General features: G+C 71.4%; 20 protein-coding genes. 7 read left to right on the plus strand and 13 right to left on the minus strand.

Going from position 1 to position 18,277, the window contains the following annotated elements; genetic code table 11:
* Positions 1–24: 24 nt before the first annotated feature.
* Complete coding sequence (locus ACWGIC_RS14740) at positions 25–1,266, minus strand: RNA polymerase sigma factor (protein ID WP_452076437.1); 1,242 nt, start codon at positions 1,264–1,266, stop codon at positions 25–27.
* Complete coding sequence (locus tag ACWGIC_RS14745; protein WP_452076438.1) at positions 1,266–1,664, minus strand: YciI family protein; 399 nt, start codon at positions 1,662–1,664, stop codon at positions 1,266–1,268. The genes ACWGIC_RS14740 and ACWGIC_RS14745 overlap by 1 nt, the downstream gene beginning before the upstream one ends.
* Positions 1,665–1,870: 206 nt before the next feature.
* Here ACWGIC_RS14745 and ACWGIC_RS14750 point away from each other — a divergent pair, with 206 nt between their 5' ends.
* A complete protein-coding gene (locus tag ACWGIC_RS14750; protein WP_452076439.1) occupies positions 1,871–2,662 on the plus strand; it encodes a thioesterase family protein in 792 nt (263 codons plus the stop codon).
* Positions 2,663–2,672: 10 nt separating this feature from the next.
* Here ACWGIC_RS14750 and ACWGIC_RS14755 read toward each other — a convergent pair whose 3' ends face one another.
* Together ACWGIC_RS14755 and ACWGIC_RS14760 are read right to left on the minus strand one after the other, a co-directional pair.
* On the minus strand, positions 2,673–3,053 hold the full coding sequence (locus ACWGIC_RS14755; RefSeq protein WP_452076440.1) for a hypothetical protein: 381 nt from the start codon (positions 3,051–3,053) through the stop codon (positions 2,673–2,675).
* A 32-nt stretch (positions 3,054–3,085) separates the two neighbouring features.
* Positions 3,086–3,862, minus strand: coding sequence for a GntR family transcriptional regulator (locus ACWGIC_RS14760; protein WP_452076441.1), 777 nt, complete (start codon positions 3,860–3,862; stop codon positions 3,086–3,088).
* A gap of 95 nt (positions 3,863–3,957) precedes the next feature.
* Here ACWGIC_RS14760 and ACWGIC_RS14765 point away from each other — a divergent pair, with 95 nt between their 5' ends.
* Entirely contained in the window at positions 3,958–5,010 is a 1,053-nt protein-coding gene (locus tag ACWGIC_RS14765; RefSeq protein WP_452076442.1) for a YeiH family protein, read from the plus strand.
* Positions 5,011–5,014: 4 nt separating this feature from the next.
* Here ACWGIC_RS14765 and ACWGIC_RS14770 read toward each other — a convergent pair whose 3' ends face one another.
* Positions 5,015–5,287 (minus strand): hypothetical protein, encoded by a 273-nt coding sequence (locus ACWGIC_RS14770; RefSeq protein WP_452076443.1) that lies wholly within the window; start codon positions 5,285–5,287, stop codon positions 5,015–5,017.
* A gap of 93 nt (positions 5,288–5,380) precedes the next feature.
* Between ACWGIC_RS14770 and ACWGIC_RS14775 the strand changes: the two genes are divergently transcribed.
* The gene (locus ACWGIC_RS14775) at positions 5,381–5,887 is read left to right on the plus strand and encodes a putative immunity protein (RefSeq protein WP_452076444.1); all 507 of its coding nucleotides are present in this window, start codon (positions 5,381–5,383) and stop codon (positions 5,885–5,887) included.
* Between the two features lie 4 nt (positions 5,888–5,891).
* On the opposite strand, the gene ACWGIC_RS14780 is transcribed toward ACWGIC_RS14775, so the two are convergent.
* The 4 genes from ACWGIC_RS14780 to ACWGIC_RS14795 all read right to left on the minus strand — a co-directional run bounded on the left by ACWGIC_RS14780 (position 5,892) and on the right by ACWGIC_RS14795 (position 10,285).
* Positions 5,892–7,511: an ABC-F family ATP-binding cassette domain-containing protein gene (locus ACWGIC_RS14780; protein ID WP_452076445.1), complete on the minus strand. Its 1,620-nt coding sequence runs from the start codon at positions 7,509–7,511 to the stop codon at positions 5,892–5,894.
* A gap of 112 nt (positions 7,512–7,623) precedes the next feature.
* Positions 7,624–9,150, minus strand: coding sequence for a catalase (locus ACWGIC_RS14785; RefSeq protein ID WP_452076446.1), 1,527 nt, complete (start codon positions 9,148–9,150; stop codon positions 7,624–7,626).
* Positions 9,147–9,587 (minus strand): Fur family transcriptional regulator, encoded by a 441-nt coding sequence (locus tag ACWGIC_RS14790; RefSeq protein ID WP_452076447.1) that lies wholly within the window; start codon positions 9,585–9,587, stop codon positions 9,147–9,149. The genes ACWGIC_RS14785 and ACWGIC_RS14790 overlap by 4 nt, the downstream gene beginning before the upstream one ends.
* 62 nt (positions 9,588–9,649) lie before the next feature.
* Complete coding sequence (locus ACWGIC_RS14795) at positions 9,650–10,285, minus strand: TetR/AcrR family transcriptional regulator (protein WP_452076448.1); 636 nt, start codon at positions 10,283–10,285, stop codon at positions 9,650–9,652.
* Positions 10,286–10,353: 68 nt separating this feature from the next.
* Here ACWGIC_RS14795 and ACWGIC_RS14800 point away from each other — a divergent pair, with 68 nt between their 5' ends.
* From ACWGIC_RS14800 to ACWGIC_RS14810, 3 genes are all read left to right on the plus strand, one after another.
* Positions 10,354–10,632 (plus strand): hypothetical protein, encoded by a 279-nt coding sequence (locus ACWGIC_RS14800; protein WP_452076449.1) that lies wholly within the window; start codon positions 10,354–10,356, stop codon positions 10,630–10,632.
* Positions 10,629–10,769, plus strand: a complete 141-nt coding sequence (locus ACWGIC_RS14805) for a hypothetical protein (protein WP_452076450.1) — start codon at positions 10,629–10,631, stop codon at positions 10,767–10,769. The genes ACWGIC_RS14800 and ACWGIC_RS14805 overlap by 4 nt, the downstream gene beginning before the upstream one ends.
* A gap of 119 nt (positions 10,770–10,888) precedes the next feature.
* Positions 10,889–11,857: an alpha/beta hydrolase gene (locus tag ACWGIC_RS14810; RefSeq protein WP_452076451.1), complete on the plus strand. Its 969-nt coding sequence runs from the start codon at positions 10,889–10,891 to the stop codon at positions 11,855–11,857.
* Positions 11,858–11,959: 102 nt separating this feature from the next.
* Here ACWGIC_RS14810 and ACWGIC_RS14815 read toward each other — a convergent pair whose 3' ends face one another.
* Positions 11,960–12,355, minus strand: a complete 396-nt coding sequence (locus tag ACWGIC_RS14815) for a hypothetical protein (RefSeq protein WP_452076452.1) — start codon at positions 12,353–12,355, stop codon at positions 11,960–11,962.
* A 170-nt stretch (positions 12,356–12,525) separates the two neighbouring features.
* Between ACWGIC_RS14815 and ACWGIC_RS14820 the strand changes: the two genes are divergently transcribed.
* Positions 12,526–15,387: a BTAD domain-containing putative transcriptional regulator gene (locus ACWGIC_RS14820; protein ID WP_452076453.1), complete on the plus strand. Its 2,862-nt coding sequence runs from the start codon at positions 12,526–12,528 to the stop codon at positions 15,385–15,387.
* A 72-nt stretch (positions 15,388–15,459) separates the two neighbouring features.
* Here ACWGIC_RS14820 and ACWGIC_RS14825 read toward each other — a convergent pair whose 3' ends face one another.
* The 3 genes from ACWGIC_RS14825 to ACWGIC_RS14835 form a co-directional block, all read right to left on the minus strand.
* Positions 15,460–16,563, minus strand: a complete 1,104-nt coding sequence (locus ACWGIC_RS14825; RefSeq protein ID WP_452076454.1) for a PucR family transcriptional regulator — start codon at positions 16,561–16,563, stop codon at positions 15,460–15,462.
* A 22-nt stretch (positions 16,564–16,585) separates the two neighbouring features.
* Positions 16,586–17,053, minus strand: coding sequence for an HNH endonuclease (locus ACWGIC_RS14830; RefSeq protein WP_182891972.1), 468 nt, complete (start codon positions 17,051–17,053; stop codon positions 16,586–16,588).
* A gap of 257 nt (positions 17,054–17,310) precedes the next feature.
* Positions 17,311–18,213: a LysR family transcriptional regulator gene (locus ACWGIC_RS14835; RefSeq protein ID WP_452076455.1), complete on the minus strand. Its 903-nt coding sequence runs from the start codon at positions 18,211–18,213 to the stop codon at positions 17,311–17,313.
* Between the last annotated feature and the right edge of the window lie 64 nt (positions 18,214–18,277).

An 18,277-nucleotide genomic window follows, 5' to 3' on the forward strand; every position in this document is an offset into this window, starting at 1 on the left:
CTCCGCTCGTGAAGTGTCCTGATACTACTCGGTGCCGATCGGCGAGCGACTTGTGGAATGGATGGCGCGGAGCCGGGCCGCGCGCAGCGTCAGATACCGCTGCTCGGCGGTGTTTCCGGTGCGGGCGGCGGCCGCGGTGTAGTGGCGGATCGCTTCCTCTCGTTCGCCGGCCAGTTCCAGCAGGTGCGCGCGGGCCGCGGCGAGGCGGTGGTGGCCGGGCAACCGGTCGTCGAGCCCGGCCAGCATCGCGAGCCCGGCGTCCGGCCCGTGCACCATCGCAGTCGCGATCGCTCGGTTGAGCGTTACGACGGGGTTGCCGGTCAGGGCCTCGAGCCGCGTGTACAGCGTGAGCACGCGCGGCCAATCGGTGTCCTCGGCCCGCAGCGCGAGGTCGTGCGTCGCGGCGATCGCGGCCTGCAGGCGGTATTCGCCGATGCCGTCGTGAGTCAGCGCCGCGGTGATCAGCGCGACGCCTTCCCGGATCAGCGAACGGTCCCACAGCGCCCGGTTCTGGTCGGCCAGCGGGATGAGGTCGCCGTCCGGTCCGGTGCGGGCCGGACGGCGGGCGTCGGTGAGCAGCATCAGCGCGAGCAATCCGGCCGCTTCGCCGTCGTCCGGCAGCGCGGCGTGCAGGAGCCGCGCTAGCCGGATCGCCTCGGCGGACAGTTCGGTGCGGTGCAGCCGGCCGCCGCCGCTGCTCGTGTATCCCTCGTTGAACACCAGGTACAGCACGTGCAGCACGGACCGGAGCCGCGCCTGCCGCTCGTCCGCCGCGGGCATCCGGAACGGCAGGCCGGACTTCTTGATTTTCGCCTTGGCCCGGCTGATCCGTTGCGCCATCGTGGTTTCCGGCACGAGGAACGCGCTGGCGATCTCCGCGGTCGTCAGGCCGCCGACCGCCCGCAAGGTCAGCGCGATCGCCGACGCCGAGGTCAGCGACGGATGCGCGCACAGGAACAACAGCGTCAGCGTGTCGTCCCGGTCCGGCACCTCGGCGGCCCGCGGCTCGGCCGCGGCGGTGTCCTCGCGCCGCCGCCGGGCCTGCTCGCTGCGGAAGCTGTCGATGATCCGGCGGCTGGCGGTCTGCAACAGCCAGCCGCGCGGATTCTCCGGGATCCCTTCGGCTGGCCAGTGCTGCGCGGCGGCGAGCAGGGCCTCCTGTGTCGCGTCCTCGGCCGCGCCGAAATCGCCGGACCGGCGCGCGAGGACGGCGAGGACCTGGGGCGCGAGCGTGCGCACCAGGTCCTCGACCTCGGCCCGCGACATCAGACGGCCGGAGCGCTCATCACCTGGCGCACCTCGATCGGCACCCGCAGCGGCGCGCCTTCCGGGCCCGGCGCGGCCGAGATCCGGGTCGCGATCTCCAGCGCCCGCGCCTCCGATTCGACGTCCACCACCCGGTAGCCGGCCAGCAGTTCCTTGCCCTCCGGGAACGGCCCGTCGGTGACGACCGCCCCGCCGGAGCCGTCCGCGACCACGGTCTTCGCCGCCTCCGGCCCGGCCAGCCCCTCCGCTTCGACGAGTTCCCCGGCTTCGGTCAGCTCGGCGTTGAGCACGTGCTGGAACTTGATGTGCGCGCGGATGTCCTCCGGGGCCCATTCCGGCAGGGGAACGTCGCAGCCTTCGCCCTGGGCGTAGGTCTGCAGCAGCATGTACTTCGGCATAACGTTTCCTCCAGTGTCCGGCTCGCCGCTTCCGGGCGGGCTCACCAAGGGAACGGAACCCGCGCGTCGTTCTCGACACGTGCCGCGGACATCTTGCCGGGTGAATCCGCGGGACGGGAGCGGCAGGGGTGGCGTGAGTCTCAGTGCCCAGGACGCCCGAACGGTCTAGCAGGTAGGTTGCGGGAAGCAACTCACCTGGAGGGACCGTGAGCACGACGACCTTCGCCGCGGTGTCGGCGGTCAAGCAGCGTTCGGACACCGAGTTCAGCGTCGATCTCAGCCCGGCGTGGACCATCGGCGGCCGCCCGAACGGCGGCTACCTGCTGGCCACGATCGCCCGCGCGGCGACCGTCGTGTCCGGGCATCCCGACGTCCTCGCCGCCAGCGCGCACTACCTGCGCTCGCCCGAACCGGGCCCGGCGGAGATCGAGGTCGAGGTGCTGCGCACCGGCCGGACCGCGACCCAGCTGCGCGGACGGCTGCTCAAGGACGGCGTCCCGCAGGTCGAAGCCCTGCTGACGCTGGGTGTCCTCGGCGAGGCCGAACCGTTCTGGCAGGACGGTGTGCCGAAGCCGGAATTCGGTCCGTTCCCGGACGAGCCGTGGGGCCCGGCCGAGCTGACGTCCGGTTTCCCGATCGCGATCCGCGACGAGATCGACGTGTACTTCGACCGCCCGCTCGTCGACGGTCCCAGCGGCCGCGGCGAACTGCGCGCCCTGCTGGCGCTGCCCGGCGACGAGCCGTTCGACCCGGTCAGCCTGCTGTTCGCGGTCGACGCCCTGCCTCCGGCGACCCTCGACGTCGCGCCGTCCGGCTGGGTTCCGACGCTCGAATTGACCGCATACGTGCGAGCGCACCCGGCTCCCGGCCCGGTGCGGGTGCTGCACCGCGCCCACCTGATCGGCGACGGGCGGGTCGACGAGTCCTGCCACGTGTGGGACAGCGCCGGAACGCTGGTCGCGCAGGGCACTCAGCTGGCCGGGATCCGGCTCGGCTGAGTCGCTGAAGTCACTGCCCCGGGTACGGCGGCTGCTGCGGGTAGCCGGAGTACGGAGCCATGGGGGAGGGCGGCAGCGGGCTCGGGGACATCGGCCCCGCCGCCGGCGAACTCATCGACATCAGCAGGCTTTCGACGGTCTTGCGGCGCGCGCCCGCGACGACCGCGACGGCCATGATCTCGAGTGCGAGGCCGAGCGCGAACCAGAACAGGTGGTAGCTCGTGAGCGACTCGAGGTCGCTTGCGCGGCACGTGCTGTAGGTCGGCTCGCTGCGCGCCACCTCGCACGTCCAGTGCGGTTTGGCGATCAGCACCATGATCAGCCCGACACCGATGCTGGCCAGCCCGGCGAGCATGAAGAAGACCTGCAGGATCCGCGCGAAGATCGACATGCGCGGAGCGTAGCGATCCGGTGCCCGCCGCGTCAGCGGGTTCCGGCAAGTGCCCCCGTGGTGACCAGCCGGTACCCGGTGCGCCCGGAGAATTCCGCGGTCAGCGCGAACCGGTCGCCGCGCACCAGCGTGTGCCGCCATTCGATCCGTTTGCCCGCGCTGGTGCCGAGACGCCCGATGGAGAACGCGCCGACGGTTTCGCCGCAGCCCAGCAGGGTGCGTTCGGCGCGCGTCGGCACGACCGCGCGGATCTGCTCCTCGCCGTGGTCGAGCCGGACGCCGGTGCGGCGGTGGAGTTCGCCGTACAGGCTGGTGTGCTGGAAGTCCGCGTTCAGCAGCGGCCGGGCGAGGTCGGCGGGCAGCCACACCCGGTCGACGGCCAGCGGGTCGTTCCCGGCCAGCCGCAAGCGTTCCAGGTACAGCAGGGGAGTGGAGCCCTCCAGCGACAGCCGTTCGGCGACCACCGCGTCCGCGCGGATGTCGAGCCTGCGCACGACGCTGTGCTGGTCGAGCCCGGATTCCTCGACCGCGGCGAAAAGGCTGTAGAGCGCGCCGAGCGGCTGCTGGATCTCGGCGGCCGCGGCCACGCGGGGCTGGCGTCCGCGTTCGGCGATGAGCGTGCCGTCCGCGCGCAGTTCCCGCAGCGCCTGGCGGACCGTCTGCCTGCTGACGCTGTACTCCTCGGCGAGCGCGAGCTCCCCGGGGAACGCGCTGTCGAACTCCCCGGCGCGGATGCGCACCAGCAGCCGCTGCTGCAACTGCTGCCACAGGGGCTGTCCGCCGGTGCGGACCAGCTCTGCCTCGCCCATGCCGGAACAGTACCGCTTGCCAAATGTACGGACAGCTCTTAGATTAAATGTACGTACATTAGCGAGGAGGCCAGAGTGCGCACAGGAGTGAACCGGTGACCGGCGCGGCGCTGGGAGCGACGCGCGCGACGGTGCAGTGGCGGGCCAAGCTCGCCCGCCCGGTGCCGGGGCTCGCGGTCGCGCTGCTGGTCGCGGCGGTGGCGACGGCGGGCGGGAAGCTCGTTCCGGTGGTCGGCGGGCCGGTGCTCGCGATCCTGCTCGGCGCGGTCGCCGGCGCGGTCGTGCCGGGACTGCGCGGCTGGCGGTTCAGCCCGGGATACGCCATCGCGTCGCGGCCGGTGCTCCAGCTGTCGATCGTCGTGCTGGGCACGGGGCTGTCGATCCAGCAGGTGGTGCACGTCGGCGGGCAGTCGCTGCCGGTGATGCTCGGCACGCTCGCGATCGCGCTCGGCGGCGCGTGGGTGCTCGGCCGGCTGCTCGGCGTCCGCGGGGACACGCAGACGCTGATCGGCGTCGGCACCGGCATTTGCGGTGCGTCCGCGATCGCGGCGACCAGTGCGGTGCTGAAACCGAAGGAAGCCGATATCGCTTACGCCCTCGGCACGATCTTCACCTTCAACGTCGCCGCGGTCCTGCTGTTCCCGCCGCTCGGCCACGCGCTCGGGATGTCGCCGCACGCGTTCGGCCTGTGGGCCGGAACCGCGGTGAACGACACGTCGTCCGTCGTCGCGGCTTCCTACGCCTATGGCGGCGACGCCGGCGCGTACGGCCTCGTCGTGAAGCTCACCCGCACGCTCACGCTGATCCCGATCGTGCTGTTCCTCGCCGTGCTCGTCGCCCGCAAGCAGTCCGGCGGCCGGGTTTCCTTGCGCGCCATGCCTTGGCACCGGCTGGTGCCGCCGTTCCTGATCGGCTTCCTGGCCGCCGCCACGGTGGAAAGCGCGGGCTGGATCCCGGAATCGTGGCACGCGCCGCTGTCGACGCTTGGCACCTTCCTGATCACCATGGCGCTCGCCGGGATCGGGCTCGCGCTCAAGCCGTCCGACCTGCGCAAGGCGGGACACAAGCCGCTGCTGATGGGGGCGATCCTGTGGATCGCGGTCGCCGCGTCCAGCCTCGGGCTGCAGGCGCTGACCGGCGGGATGTGACGCGCTAGCGCACGCGCGGATTGCGCTTCCGCCGCCTTCGCGCGGCAAACGCAGCCAGGAGCCGGGGAACTCCCCGGCTCCGGCGCACGAACACCAGGGGTTCGCCGTGCGGGTCCGGTTCGGTCCCCGCGGCGATTCCCGTTCGCCGGCCGCGCCGGAACTCGTCGAGCCGGGCGGCGAACTCGTCCGGATCGCCGCCGACGTCCGGGTGGTGGGTGCGCACGAACTCGCGGTAGGCCGCCTTGTCGGCTTCGGACCACGCCCTCCGCTCGTCCACCGCCGTCCTTCCCGGTTGAGGGTTTCGCCCAGTACTCCTGCCGGAGGTCAGCAGGAAGTGCCAACCGGCAGTTCAACGATACAGTTCAAGCACATGACCGAGCGGATCGAACTCGACCTCGCCGAGCTCCGCGCCGTTGCCGCCTACGCGGTGGCCTGTGCGGAGCCCGCCTTGCCGATCTTCGAACAGGCCCGTCCGGACGACCGCCGTCCGCACGAGGCGATCGAGGCGGCCCGGGCGTTCGCCGAAGGAGCCAAGCGCAGCAAGGCAATCCGCGACAGCGCGTGGGCGGCACAGCGCGCGTACCAGGAAGCCCGCGACGCCGGTCAGGACGCGGCGAGCGAGGCCGCGCGGGCCGCCGTCGCCGCTGCCGGGGCGGCGTTCCTGCATCCGCTCGCGAAGGCGACGCAGGTGTGGCACATCCTCGGACCCGCCGGGCACGCGGCGTACGCGTTCGAGCTGGCCGGGATGAAGGCGCAGCACCCGGCGGCCGATCCGGCAGTCGTCCGGGTGCTGTCGCGGTATCCGAACGCGCCGGGCGGGCGCGGCCGGGCGGGGGAGCTGGTGCGCGAGCTGGATGCCTTGCTGCGCAAGCGTTAGCGGGCTAGCGAACCCGCTCGACCCGCCGCTCGTCCCAGACCGGCTCCGGGGTTTCGCGGACCACGCCGTCCGAACCGAAGACCAGGTAGCGGTCGAACGAGCGCGCGAACCAGCGGTCGTGGGTGACCGCGAGCACTGTGCCCTCGTACGACTCCAGCCCGTCCTGCAGCGCCTCGGCCGATTCCAGGTCCAGGTTGTCCGTCGGCTCGTCCAGCAGCAGCGCGGTGGTTCCGGCCAGTTCCAGCAGCAGGATCTGGAACCGCGCCTGCTGCCCGCCGGACAACCGGTCGAAGGCCTGCTCGCCCTGGCGGTGCAGTTCGTACCGGCGCAGCGCGGACATCGCCGCGCCGCGATCGGCCGCGTGTTCCGTCCACAGCACGTCGACCAGCGTGCGGCCGGTGAGCTCCGGGCGGGCGTGCGTCTGCGCGAAATGGCCGGGCACGACGCGCGCGCCGGTCTTCCACTCGCCGGTGTGCGCGACGTCGCCGCCCGCGAGCAGCCGCAGGAAATGCGACTTCCCGGAGCCGTTCGAGCCGAGCACCGCCACTCGTTCGCCGAAAAAGATCTCCAGCGAGAACGGTTTCATCAGCCCGGTCAGTTCGAGGTTCTTGCAGGTCACCGCGCGCACGCCGGTGCGACCGCCGCGCAGCCGCATCCGGATGTCCTGCGGCCGCGGCGGTTCCGGCGGGGGACCGGCCTCCTCGAACTTCCGCAGCCGGGTCTGCGCCGCTTTGTACCGCGACGCCATCTCGTCGCTGCGGGCGGCGTACTGCTGCATGTCCCGGACCAGCCGTTTGAGCTGGGCGTGCTTCTCGTCCCAGCGGCGGCGCAGCTCGTCGTAGCGGGCGAACCGTTCCTGCCGCGCCTCGTGATACGTGGCGAAGCCGCCGCCGTGGACCCAGGCGTCCGCGCCGTCTCCGCCCGGCTCGACGCTCACGATCTTGTCCGCCGCACGCGCGAGCAGCTCGCGGTCGTGCGAGACGAACAGGACGGTTTTGCGGGTTTCCTTCAGCCGGGCTTCGAGCCAGCGTTTGCCGGGCACGTCGAGATAGTTGTCCGGCTCGTCCAGCAGCAGCACCTCGTCCGGCCCGCGCAGCAACGCTTCCAGCACCAGCCGTTTCTGCTCGCCGCCGCTGAGCGTGCGCACGAGCCGCCAGCGCGCCCGGTCGAACGGCACGCCGAGCGCTTCGGTCGTGCACATGTCCCAGGTGGTCTCGAACTCGTACCCGCGGGCTTCGGCCCAGTCGCTGAGCGCCTGCGCGTACTGCATTTGCGCGGCCTCGTCGTCGACCTCCAGCATCCGCTCCTCGGCCGCGTCGACCGCCAGCGCGGCGTCGCGAACCCGTTGCGGAGCCACGGAAACCAGCAGATCGCGCACCGTGCGCTCGTCGCGCACCGACCCGACGAACTGCGCCATCACGCCCAGCCCGCCGGACACCGTGACCGCGCCCTCGTCCGGCTTCAGCTCTCCCGACAGCAAGCGCAGCAACGTGGTTTTCCCCGCGCCGTTGGGACCGACCAGCGCGACGACCGCGCCCTCGCCGACCCGGAACGAGACGTCGCCGAGCAGCGGACGCCCGTCGGGCAGCACGTAGCGCAGATGCGCGGCTTCCAAATGCCCCATGGCCGCGCACTCTACCCACGCCGCCGGGAATCGCCGCACGATTTTCCGAGCGTCCACAGAGGACTCGTGAGCGGCAATCCCGGTTAGCACCGGGATTGCCGCTCACGAGCGTTTACGCCTTGCGCTGCATGCTCTCCCGTGCCGGGTTGGCCTGCTCCGCCGCCTTCGGGTCCTTCTCGTTCTGCTTCGCGCGGACCCCGGACTCGACGCGGTCGCCGAGGTCCTTGTCCACGTTGTGCCAGTACTCGAAGGCCCGCTTCAGCACCGGCTCGCTCACGCCGTTCAGCAGGTGCCCGACGATGTTGTCCACCAGCCGTTCGCGCGCTGCGTCGTCCAGCACCTCGCGGACCATGGTGCCGGCCTGGCCCCAGTCGTCGTCCTCGGCGTGGTCGACATAGGCCGAGCGGACCATCTCGCCGTCGGCGTGCCAGCCCGCGGGGGTGCCGTAGCGTTCGGTGTCGGCGCGCGGGCCGCCCTTGGAGTTCGGCGCGTACACCGGGTCGGAGACCTTGGCGTAGCGCATCGCGCCGTCCTTGCTGTAGCTGTGCACCGGCGCGGTCGGGGCGTTCACCGGCAGCTGCTTGTAGTTCGCGCCGATCCGGTACCGGTGTGCGTCGGCGTAGGCGAACAGCCTGCCCAGCAGCATCCGGTCCGGGCTCGGGCCGATGCCGGGCACGAGGTTGTTCGGCTCGAACGCGGCCTGCTCGATCTCGGTGTGGTGGTCGGTCGGGTTGCGGTCGAGCGTCATCTTCCCGACCTCGATCAGCGGGTAGTCGCCGTGCGGCCACACCTTCGTCAGGTCGAACGGGTTGAACCGGTAGTTCTTCGCGTCCTCGAACGGCATCACCTGCACGTGCAGCGTCCAGCTCGGGTAGTCGCCGCGTTCGATGGCCTCGAACAGGTCCCGGGTGTGGTAGTCGGTGTCCGCCGACGCCATCTGGTCGGCCTCGTGCTGGGTGAAGAACTCGATGCCCTGGTCGGTCTTGAAGTGGTACTTGACCCAGAACTTCTCGCCCGAGGCGTTGACCCACATGTAGGTGTGCGAGCTGTAGCCGTTCATGTGCCGCCACGTGCGCGGGATCCCGCGGTCGCCCATCAGCCAGGTGACCTGGTGCGCCGATTCGGGGGAGAGCGTCCAGAAGTCCCACTGCATGTCGTGGTCGCGCAGGTTGCTGTCGGCGCGGCGTTTCTGCGACCGGATGAAGTGCTGGAACTTCAGCGGGTCCTTGATGAAGAACACCGGGGTGTTGTTGCCGACGAGGTCGTAGTTTCCCTCGGAGGTGTAGAACTTCAGCGCGAATCCGCGCGGGTCGCGCCAGGTGTCCGGGCTGCCGCGCTCGCCCGCGACGGTGGAGAACCGGGCGGCCATTTCGGTTTTGGTCCCCGGCTGGAACACCGCTGCCTTGGTGAAGCGGCTGACGTCGCTGGTCACCTCGAAGTGCCCGAACGCGCCGCTGCCCTTGGCGTGCGGCTGCCGCTCCGGCACCCGTTCCCGGTTGAACTGCGCCATCTGCTCGATGAGGTAGTGGTCCTGCAGCAGGATCGGGCCGCCCGGGCCGACGGTGAGCGAATGTTCGTCGCTCTCGGCCGGGATCCCGGAGTCCGTGGTGGTCGCCGGGGGTTTCGGTTCTTCGGTCATCTCGCGAGCTCCTCGTGGTGGTCGGAAACGCCGGAGCAGTCCGGGCACAGACCCCAGAAGACGATCTCGGCCTCGTCCACGGCGAATCCGTGCCGGTCGTGCGGCGTCAGGCACGGCGCTTCGCCGCGGACGCAGTCGACGTCCTCGGCCCGGCCGCAGCGGCGGCAGACCACGTGGTGGTGGTTGTCGCCGGTCCGCCGTTCGAACCGCGCCGGATGCCCGGACAGTTCGATCCGGCGGACCAGTCCCGCGTCGCCGCACGCGGCGAGCACGTCGTAGACCGCCTGGATCGACACGCTGCCCAGGCTTTCGCGCACGCCCGCCACGATCGCCTCGACCGTCGCGTGCGGATGCTCGCCGAGCCAGCCGAGCACAGCTTGCCGCGGCTTGGTGACGCGCAGGCCCGCCGCCCGCAGTGTCGCCGCCGAGTCCGGCATCGGAGTCCTCCCGGGGATCTGGAACCGCTCCAGTTCCGCCGGTTACCCGGTCGCCGCGGCGCTCACACGTGGATGTCACCCACCGGGCGGGTGAGTTCGGCGAGATGCGCGCGGAGCACGGCGACGCACTCCTCCGGCGTGGTGAGTTCCGGCTGCAGCACGGCCCGGAACGCGAGCCCGTCCAGGAGCGCGGCCAGCCGGGGCGCTTCGACCTCGGGGTCCTTCGGCTCGAACCGGCCGCTGCGGGCCTGGGCGTCGAGGATGCGGCGGGCCAGTGTCACGGTGCCCTGGACCGCTTCCCTGGCCAGGTCGTCCAGGCTCGGATCGGCGCGCGCGGCCATCAGGAATTCCACCAGCACGGTCACTTCGGTGCGCCGCCGCTCGTCCAGCGGGAGCAGTTCGGACAGGAATTCGGTGAGCTGGCCGACGGCCTCGTCCGGGGCCAGCTCCGACAGCGAACCCGTCTTTTCGCGGCGTTCGACGAGCCGCGCGGTCGTCCGGTCGATGGTGGTGCGCATCGCGAATCGCATCAGCGCGCGCTGGCTGTCGAAGTAATGCCGCACCGAACCGATGTTCAGGCCCGATTCCGCGGCCACCGCGCGCAGCGAGACCGCGTGCAGACCGCCTTTCGCGGCCAGCCGCAGCACCGCGTCGGCGATGTGCGCGCGCCGCTCTTCCCCGTCCACCACTCTAGGCACTGGACTTTTATATCACAGTCGTGATAGAAACCGTTTGTATCACAGGTGTGACAGAAAAGGGGTGCGCTGTGGAGACGGTGCTGAACATCCTGCTGATCCGGTTCGGCATCATCGCCGGGATCGTGGTGGTCCTCGGGCTGGCCGCCTTCGCTCTGATCGTTTCGCTGCGGCGGCGCGGCAAGGGGGAGCGCGTGCGCGAAGGCGCGGCGACGCTGGCGAAATCCGCGGCGCGGGCGGTGGACCGGCGAGGGGCGCGGGGAATGCGCGGCCGCATCGGCGGCGAGGTCGTGCGTCAAGCCGCGCAGTGGCTGGACGAGGACCCGGGCCGGAAGCGGTCCGGCCGGTGACCGCGGTGCTCGCGGACGGGGACGAGATGCTGCAGCACCTCATGCACGATCTGCTCGTGAAGGGGCTGATCGTGCTGGGCGCGGTGCTGGTAGCGGTCGTCGGGGTCGTGGTGATCTGGAAGAAGGTGGGGCGCTGAGAACCCTCGTGCCGCGCCATCCGGCGGGCTGAGCCCGCGCGGCGCGCGACACGTGGCGGTGCCTTCCGGGACCGGGATTTCGGCACGATGGAGTTTCCCCTGGAAGACGGAGGCCGTCGATGAGTTATCCCTTCGATCCCGAAATCGCCGCGGCGATCCCGATGCTGCCCGAGGTCGACTTCGCCGACGTCGAGAGTTCGCGGGCGGGCATGGCCGAGCTGATCGCCTCGATGCGAGGCGATTTCGACGAAACCGGCGTGACCACGCGCGACGAGGCGGTGCCCGGACCCGAGGGCGCGCCGGACGTCCCGGTCCGCGTCTACACCCCGGATCGCGTCGCGACGAAGGCCATGGTGCTCGACATCCACGGCGGCGGATTCGCGCTCGGCGACCTGGAGGTCGACCACGCTTCCAACGTCGGATTGGCGCGGGATCTCGGCGTCGTGGTCGTGTCGGTGCAGTACCGGCTCGCGCCGGAGAATCCGTACCCGGCCGGGCTGGAGGACTGCTACGCGGCGCTCGAATGGGCGGTCAAGCACGCGGGCGAACTGGGCGTCGACCCGGAAAAAGTCGTGCTCCACGGCGTGAGCGCGGGCGGCGGGCTGGCCGCGGCGCTGGCGCTGCTGGCCCGCGACCGGGGCGGCCCGGCGATCGCGTTCCAGTTCCTCTCCGTGCCCGAACTGGACGACCGGCTCGAGACCGCCAGCATGCGCCGCTTCGCGGACACGCCGATGTGGCATCTGCGGGCCGCCGAGGCGAGCTGGGACTACTACCTCGGCGGGCCGGGCAAACGCGGCGGCCCGGATGTCGCGGTGTACGCGGCGCCGGCCCGGTCGGCGGATTTCGCCGGATTGCCGCCCGCGTACGTGTCGGTAATGGAGTTCGACCCGCTGCGCGATGAAGGAATCGCTTACGCGCAGGGCCTTTTGGCGGCTGGAGTGCCGACGGAACTGCACCTGTTCCCTGGCACGTTCCACGGTTCCGGGGTGATCCAGCACGCGACGGTGAGCCGCCGGGAGGCCGCGGAGCGCCGGGCGGTGCTGGCCCGGGTGCTGGGGGTCGAAGCCGATCTCGCCGATTCGGTGTGAGCGCGGCGGGATGTCCGCGGATGCCACGCAATGCCGCAGTCCCAGCCAAACGCTTAGCCCCGACACCGGCGCGCGCTGACCAGCAGGAAGAGCCGCAGGCGGCTACTTCTTGATCTTCACGCAGGCGACGTCCATACCTTCGATGGATCCGCAAACCTTGTTGCCGTCGCGCATGATCCGGTGGTAGTCGAAGCGCCACGACTGGCCTCTGCGCAAGATGGCGGGACTGCGGTGGGTCGCGCCGTCGTAGGTGCTGGAAATGTTGCCGTGCCCGACGTACTTGCCGCGCCTGTTGGTCACTGTCGCGTAGTTGACTCGCAGGCCCTTGCCGTTGACGTAGATGCAGGTGTTGCCGTAACACTGGTGGGCGCTGAAGACGTCCGTGCCGCCGGGATCCGGCGAGCCGGTCGTCGTTTCGGCCAGCGCGGGTGCGGCGGTCGCGGCAAGGACGGCGCCAGCGGTCGTGACCACCAGGGCGACTGAGCGGTTCTTGTTCATCAAACCTGTCCCTTTCTGTTGCCTGGCAATGGATCTTCGTCGTCGAGCAGCGATCGCTCGCGGGGTGCCGCCCAGGTTCCCACGCTGGGGGGCCGATCGGGTACGAACCTTGGGAGAGACCTGAAACCCGCGGCCCGCCGTGCTAACGCTGGACTGCGGAGGGGGTGGCGATGGCGGGGGAACTGAAAGTCTTGGGCCCGGTGGAGGCGTGGGCGGGAAGCCGCCGGGTCGAACTGGGGCACGCCCGGCAGGTTTGCGTACTGGCCGCGCTGGTGGTCGACGCCAATCAGGTCGTCGGCGCGGACGACCTGATGAACCGCGCCTGGGGCCAAAGCGTTCCGCTGCGCGGGCGGGAGACCCTGCACGCCTACCTGTCCCGGCTGCGCCGCGCCCTGTCCCGGCTGGGCGAAGCGCGGATCGTGCACCGCTCCGGCGGCTGGGAACTGCGGATCGATCCGGAAGCGGTGGACCTGCACCGGTTCCGTCGCCTGGTCGCCCGTGCCCGCGCCGCCTCGGCTCCCAGCGCGGGGCTGGCGGCGGTCGAAGAGGCTCTGGCGTTGTGGCGCGGCGAGCCGTTCGCCGGACTGAGCACGCCCTGGCTCGACTCGGTGCGCGACGCGCTGGCCGGGCAGTACCGAGCCGTCGAACTGGAGTACGCCGATCTGGCGTTGCGAGTCGGCCAGCACGCGGAAGTGCTGCCGGATCTGGCTGTCCTCGTCGACGAGAACCCGCTCGACGAACGCTTGGCCGCCCACTACCTGCTGGCGCTGTACCGCTGCGGTCGTCAGGCCGACGCCCTGACGCATTACCGGACGATGCGGGAGCGTCTGGCCGAGGAACTCGGCGCGGACCCCGGCGACCCGTTGCAGCGGCTCCACCGCCAGATCCTCACCGCCGACCCCGCCTTGGCCACGCCAAGCGTCCGGTCCGTGCCCGAGCCGGGGGTCGCGGTCGTTCCGCACCAGCTTCCCGCCGCGGCCGCCCACCTCGTCGGCAGAGACCGCGAAACGGCCGCGCTCACCGCGCTGGCGGAGGGGGTCGCCGGAGCAGCGGTGATCGCCTCGGTCAGCGGGACGGCCGGAATCGGCAAGACCGCGCTGGCAGTGCACTGGGCGCAGCGGGTGCGGGACCGGTTTCCCGACGGGCAGCTGTACGTCAACCTCCGCGGCTTCGCCCCGGGGACGGAGGCGATGGACCCGGCCGAAGCGGCGCGGGGCTTCCTCGCCGCACTCGGCATCGCCCCGCAGCGCGTTCCCGCGAGCCCGGAGGCGCAGATCGCCCTGTACCGCAGCCTGCTGGACGGCAAACGGATCCTCGTGGTGCTGGACAATGCCCGCGACGCCCGGCAGGCCAGACCGCTGCTGCCCAGCAGCGCGGGCGCCATGGCCGTGGTGACCAGCCGCGACCGGCTCTCCGGCCTTGTCGCTCTCGACGGCGCGCACCCGATCAGCCTGGACCTGCTCGCCGAGGAGGAAGCGCAGGAATTGTTGACCCGCCGCCTCGGCCCCGAGCGGGTGGCCGCCGAATCCCGTGCGGCACAGCAAATCATCGCCCAGTGCGCCCGGCTGCCCCTCGCGCTGGCCATCGCCGCCACTCGCGCCGCGGAGACCGGCTTTTCCCTCGCCACTCTGGCCGACGAGCTGGCCGAGGTCGGCCGCCTGGACGTCCTGTCCGCCGGCGACCCCGCCAGTGAGGTGCGGGCGGTGTTTTCCTGGTCCTATCACGCGCTCGCTCCCGAGGCGGCCCGGCTGTTCCGGTTGCTGGGGCTGCATCCCGGTCCGGACTTCTCAGCCGCGGCGGCGGCCAGCCTGACCGGCTTGCCGCTGGCCCGGGTGCGCGGCCCCCTGGCCGAGCTGACCCGGGCCAGCCTGCTGATCGAGCACCTTCCCGGGCGCTACGTCTTCCACGACCTGCTGCGCGACTACGCCGCCGACCTGGTCGACTCCACCGACCCCGGCCACGAACAGCACGCTGCGGTGCAGCGGCTCCTGGACCACTACGTGCGCAGCGCGCACACCGCCGCCCGGCTGCTGGAACCGGCGCGCGAGCCGATCGCCCTGCCCGCGTCGCAGCCAGGGACCTCCCCGGAGAGCCCGGCCGACCGCGAACAGGCGCTGAACTGGTTCACCGCGGAACACGCCGTGCTTTTGGCGGCAGTGGACTACGCCAGTGCCGCTGGATTCGGCGCTCACACCTGGCAGCTGGCCTGGACTCTGCTCACCTTCCTCGACCGGCGCGGGCAGTGGCACGATTTGACCGCCGTCGGGCGGGCCGCGGTCGAGGCTGCCGACCGGCTGGCCGATCCGCTCGGGCAGCCGGTCGCCCGGTGCGTCCTCGCGCGTGCTTGCCGCCGGCACGGCAACCTCGACGAGGCGCGCCGTCATCTGAGCCGCGCGCTGGACTTCTTCGGCCGGGCAGGCAGCGTGCTCGGGCAAGCCGACACCTGCATCGAGCTCGCCAGGGTGACGGCGCGGCAAGGTCCCCGGGCCATTCCCGAAATCCTGGCGAACGTCCGCCGGGCCGCCGCGCTGTACCAGTCCTGCGGGCACCTGCTGGGCCAGGCGCAGGCTTTGACTGCCATCGGGTGGTCGCACGCCCGCCTCGGCGACTACGAGCAAGGCTTGCTCCGCTGCCGGGAAGCCCTGCCGCTCCTGGAAGAATTCGACGACTCCGAGGGCCAGGCCCACACCTGGGACAGCCTCGGCTACGCCCACCACCACCTCGGCAGCTACGCACAGGCGGCGACGTGCTTCCGGCGCGCTCTCGAACAATGCCGCGTCCTCGGCGACCGTTGTCTCGAAGCCGATGTCCTCAATCGCCTTGGCGACACTCGCCAGGCCATGCGTGATTCCGATGCCGCTCGAGACCTCTGGCAGCACGCCCTGGGGATCTTCGTGGACCTCGAACACCCTGGGGCGGAACAGATCCACGCCAAGCTCGCCGCCCTCGATGCGGTTCGCCCGGTTCCGGAATTCTGTGCCGGGCGGCTTGGCGAGAATCGCCGTCAGCGGGTCCTCGGCTGGATGCGATGACCCTCTGCGCGCTGGGAATCGCTTACGTGCAGCGCCTTTCGGCGGGCGGGAGTACCCGCGGAACCGCTGTCCTCAACCAGATTCCGCCAACCTCCGCGCCATCAGAGCCAGCCGCGCCCGGAACCGCCCCGCCGGATCGTCCAGCGTCCATCCCAGCGCGTCCTCCACGTGCGCCAGGCGGGCCGCCACCGAACTGTGGTGCCGGTGCAGCGCGACCGCCGCCTGGCGCAGGGAACCCGTGCGGCAGAAGGCTTCCAGCGTCTCCAGGTCGCCGTTCTCGGCGAGCGCGTCCAGCGCCAGCACGTCCGGCTGCGCCCGCAACCGTTCCACCGGGATCTCCGCCAGCAGCGTCACCGCGCCGAGGTCTTCGTGCACGACCAGCGGCCGCGCCGTCGCCGCGAACCGGGTGGCCAGGCGGGCTTGCAGCCAGGAACGCCGCGTTTCGAGGCCGTCCACCGCGTCGCCGACGCCCACCCGGACAGAGTCGGGAAGCGTGCGGTCCTTGGCCCGCAACGCCAACGTTTCGCGCAGGGTCGAAACGACCGAATCCGGTCCTTCGCGCGGCTGCAGCACTACCGCGGCCACCCCGCCGACCACGGCCACCCGCGCACCCAGCGGTCCGCCGCGGGCGACGAGTGCGACCGCGTCCGCCCCGGCGTCGCGGCCCGGGCCCGAAGCGACCGCCGCCACCCGCAACGGGCGCGAAGTGTCCAGGCCGAGCAGGGTCAGCGCCCGCGCCCGGTCCTCGTCCGCGGCCTGCTCGCCCAGCACCAGTTCGACCAGCGCCGGATCGGCCAGATGCGGCGCGGCCGGCCGCGGTTCGGCCGGGCTGAGCACCTTCGCCGAGATCGCGAGCCGTTCGAGCACCAGCACGTCGAGCGGGCCCGGCTCGCCCGCGCGCTCCAGCCAGACCCGCCCGGCGCCGTCGAGGTCCACCACGACGGCGTCCGGCGGCACCGGACCGTCGCCGCCGGACTCGCCGGTCGGCCGGAACCGCAGCACGGTTCCGTCGGCACAGTGCATCCCGGCCACGCATTCCGCAAGAAAAGCCGTAGCGCGCAGCAGATCCGGCAGCGTCGCCCGGCGGGCGATCAGCTCGTCGAAATACGCGATGACGCGCACCGCCGTTTCCGCGCCGGAATCGACCGCCGACAACCGCAGCAGCAAGCCCTTCACGGTTGCCAGCCTAGCGCGAGTCTCATGTGGACAGTCCGGCCAGCGGATGCAGCTCCTCCCACCGCGGCACGCGCGGCGGGAACCGGAGCGTCAGCCCGGCTTCGGCGGGCGTGCGGTCGGCCTTGCGCGCGTTGCAGCTGCGCGCCGACCCGCCGCACGCCGCGACCGTGTTGAGCCAGCTCGTGCGGGCGCCGCCGCGCGAAACCGGCGTGATGTGGTCGACCGTGGTGGCCCGGCGCCCGCAGTAGGCGCACGTGTGCCGGTCGCGCCGCAGCACGCCGGAACGGGACCAGCGCGGCGGCCCGGAATAACGCCATTTCATCACGACGTAGCGCAGCAGCCGCACCACCTTCGGACGCGGGAAGACGCCGAGGTCCGGCCCGTCGCTTTCGTGGACGACCGCGACCTGGCGGACCAGCATCCGGATGGCATGGGGGAGCGAGACGGTGTGCAGGGGCTCGTAGCCGGCGTTGAGAACCAGGACTCCCATGGCGACGGGCACCTCCTTCCGGGCGAAACGGGCCGCGAACGCAAAAGCCGCCCGGCCGGCGGTCCGGCGGGCGGCTCCTCGCTCACGGCGTGGCAGGCCACGTCATGGCGCGGAGCCGGGAATGGCCGAACGGCACAGGCGTTCTTCGCGGTGCGGCATTCCGTGGTTCCTTTCGTGGCTGGACGGCTTCATCATTGCCGTCCCGCGCCGCCGCGTCAACGGAAAATGATCGCTCCGCTTTCAAGATCCACAATGGACTAACGCGGGCTCGCGGAAGCGGTTTTCCGTTTCGGTGTTGTCCGTTTCGGCGACGTCCGGTACAGCTCGCCGAGCAAGGCCACCGCGGCGTGCGTCGCCGGATGCGGATCGTGCGCGCGCCAGGCGAGCCGGACCGGCACCGGCGGGGCGTCGCGGACCCGGCGGTACACAATGCCGTCGCGGCGATACTGCGTCACCGTCGAATGCGGCGTGACGCCGACGCAGCGGCCGGTGGTGATGGCGGCGAGCCAGTCGTCGACGTCATGGGTCGGCTCGATCCGCGGGCGCGATTCCGGCGGCCACAACTCCGCGGAAGTGGTGCCCGTGCGCGGATCGACCACCAGCAGCCGCGACGCGAGATCGGCGAGTACGACGGTGCGGCGTCGGACGAGGGGGTCGTCGACGGCCATGGCGCAGTAGCGGTCCTCGTGCCCGACTGTCGCGTGCGCGAACTTGCCCGAGGGCACCTGATGGCGCACCACCGCGAGATCGACCAGCCCTTCCGCCAGCCCGGCGGTCGCGGTGTTGGCGCGCACGAGCAGCAGTTCGACGTCCGGGTACCGGGCGGCCCAGCGGCGCTGGAATTCCGCGGTGTGCCTGCCCATCGCCGACCACGCGTGGCCGATGCGCAGCCGCGTGTGCCCGGTGGCCGCTTCGCGGACGAGATCGTCGGCCTCGGCGAGCAGATGCCGGGCACGGGCGAGCACCTGGACGCCAGCGGTCGTCGGTTCGAGGCTCCGGCTGGTGCGATGCAGCAGCTGAACGCCGAGAACCCGTTCCAGCGAGGCTAGATTGCGGGATACGGCCGCCTGCGAGACACCGAGTTCCAGCGCCGCGTCGGTGAAGGTCCCGGCGTCCACGATCGTCACGAGGCAGCGCAGCTGACGCAGCTCCAGATCCATGCGTCCAGCGTATCGCTGCTGCGGTCAATGCATTTTGCGCATGGATCGGCCGGGCTCATGCTCG

Source organism: Amycolatopsis sp. NPDC054798, assembly GCF_053611505.1.

Excerpts from the sequence above, each read along its gene's own strand:
- ACWGIC_RS14740 (WP_452076437.1), bottom strand. The coding sequence starts at position 1,266 with ATGTCGCGGGCCGAGGTCGAGGACCTGGTGCGCACGCTCGCGCCCCAG.
- ACWGIC_RS14745 (WP_452076438.1), bottom strand. The coding sequence starts at position 1,664 with ATGCCGAAGTACATGCTGCTGCAGACCTACGCCCAGGGCGAAGGCTGC.
- ACWGIC_RS14755 (WP_452076440.1), bottom strand. The coding sequence starts at position 3,053 with ATGTCGATCTTCGCGCGGATCCTGCAGGTCTTCTTCATGCTCGCCGGG.
- ACWGIC_RS14760 (WP_452076441.1), bottom strand. The coding sequence starts at position 3,862 with ATGGGCGAGGCAGAGCTGGTCCGCACCGGCGGACAGCCCCTGTGGCAG.
- ACWGIC_RS14775 (WP_452076444.1), top strand. The coding sequence starts at position 5,381 with ATGACCGAGCGGATCGAACTCGACCTCGCCGAGCTCCGCGCCGTTGCC.
- ACWGIC_RS14780 (WP_452076445.1), bottom strand. The coding sequence starts at position 7,511 with ATGGGGCATTTGGAAGCCGCGCATCTGCGCTACGTGCTGCCCGACGGG.
- ACWGIC_RS14785 (WP_452076446.1), bottom strand. The coding sequence starts at position 9,150 with ATGACCGAAGAACCGAAACCCCCGGCGACCACCACGGACTCCGGGATC.
- ACWGIC_RS14790 (WP_452076447.1), bottom strand. The coding sequence starts at position 9,587 with ATGCCGGACTCGGCGGCGACACTGCGGGCGGCGGGCCTGCGCGTCACC.
- ACWGIC_RS14810 (WP_452076451.1), top strand. The coding sequence starts at position 10,889 with ATGAGTTATCCCTTCGATCCCGAAATCGCCGCGGCGATCCCGATGCTG.
- ACWGIC_RS14815 (WP_452076452.1), bottom strand. The coding sequence starts at position 12,355 with ATGAACAAGAACCGCTCAGTCGCCCTGGTGGTCACGACCGCTGGCGCC.
- ACWGIC_RS14820 (WP_452076453.1), top strand. The coding sequence starts at position 12,526 with ATGGCGGGGGAACTGAAAGTCTTGGGCCCGGTGGAGGCGTGGGCGGGA.
- ACWGIC_RS14830 (WP_182891972.1), bottom strand. The coding sequence starts at position 17,053 with ATGGGAGTCCTGGTTCTCAACGCCGGCTACGAGCCCCTGCACACCGTC.
- ACWGIC_RS14835 (WP_452076455.1), bottom strand. The coding sequence starts at position 18,213 with ATGGATCTGGAGCTGCGTCAGCTGCGCTGCCTCGTGACGATCGTGGAC.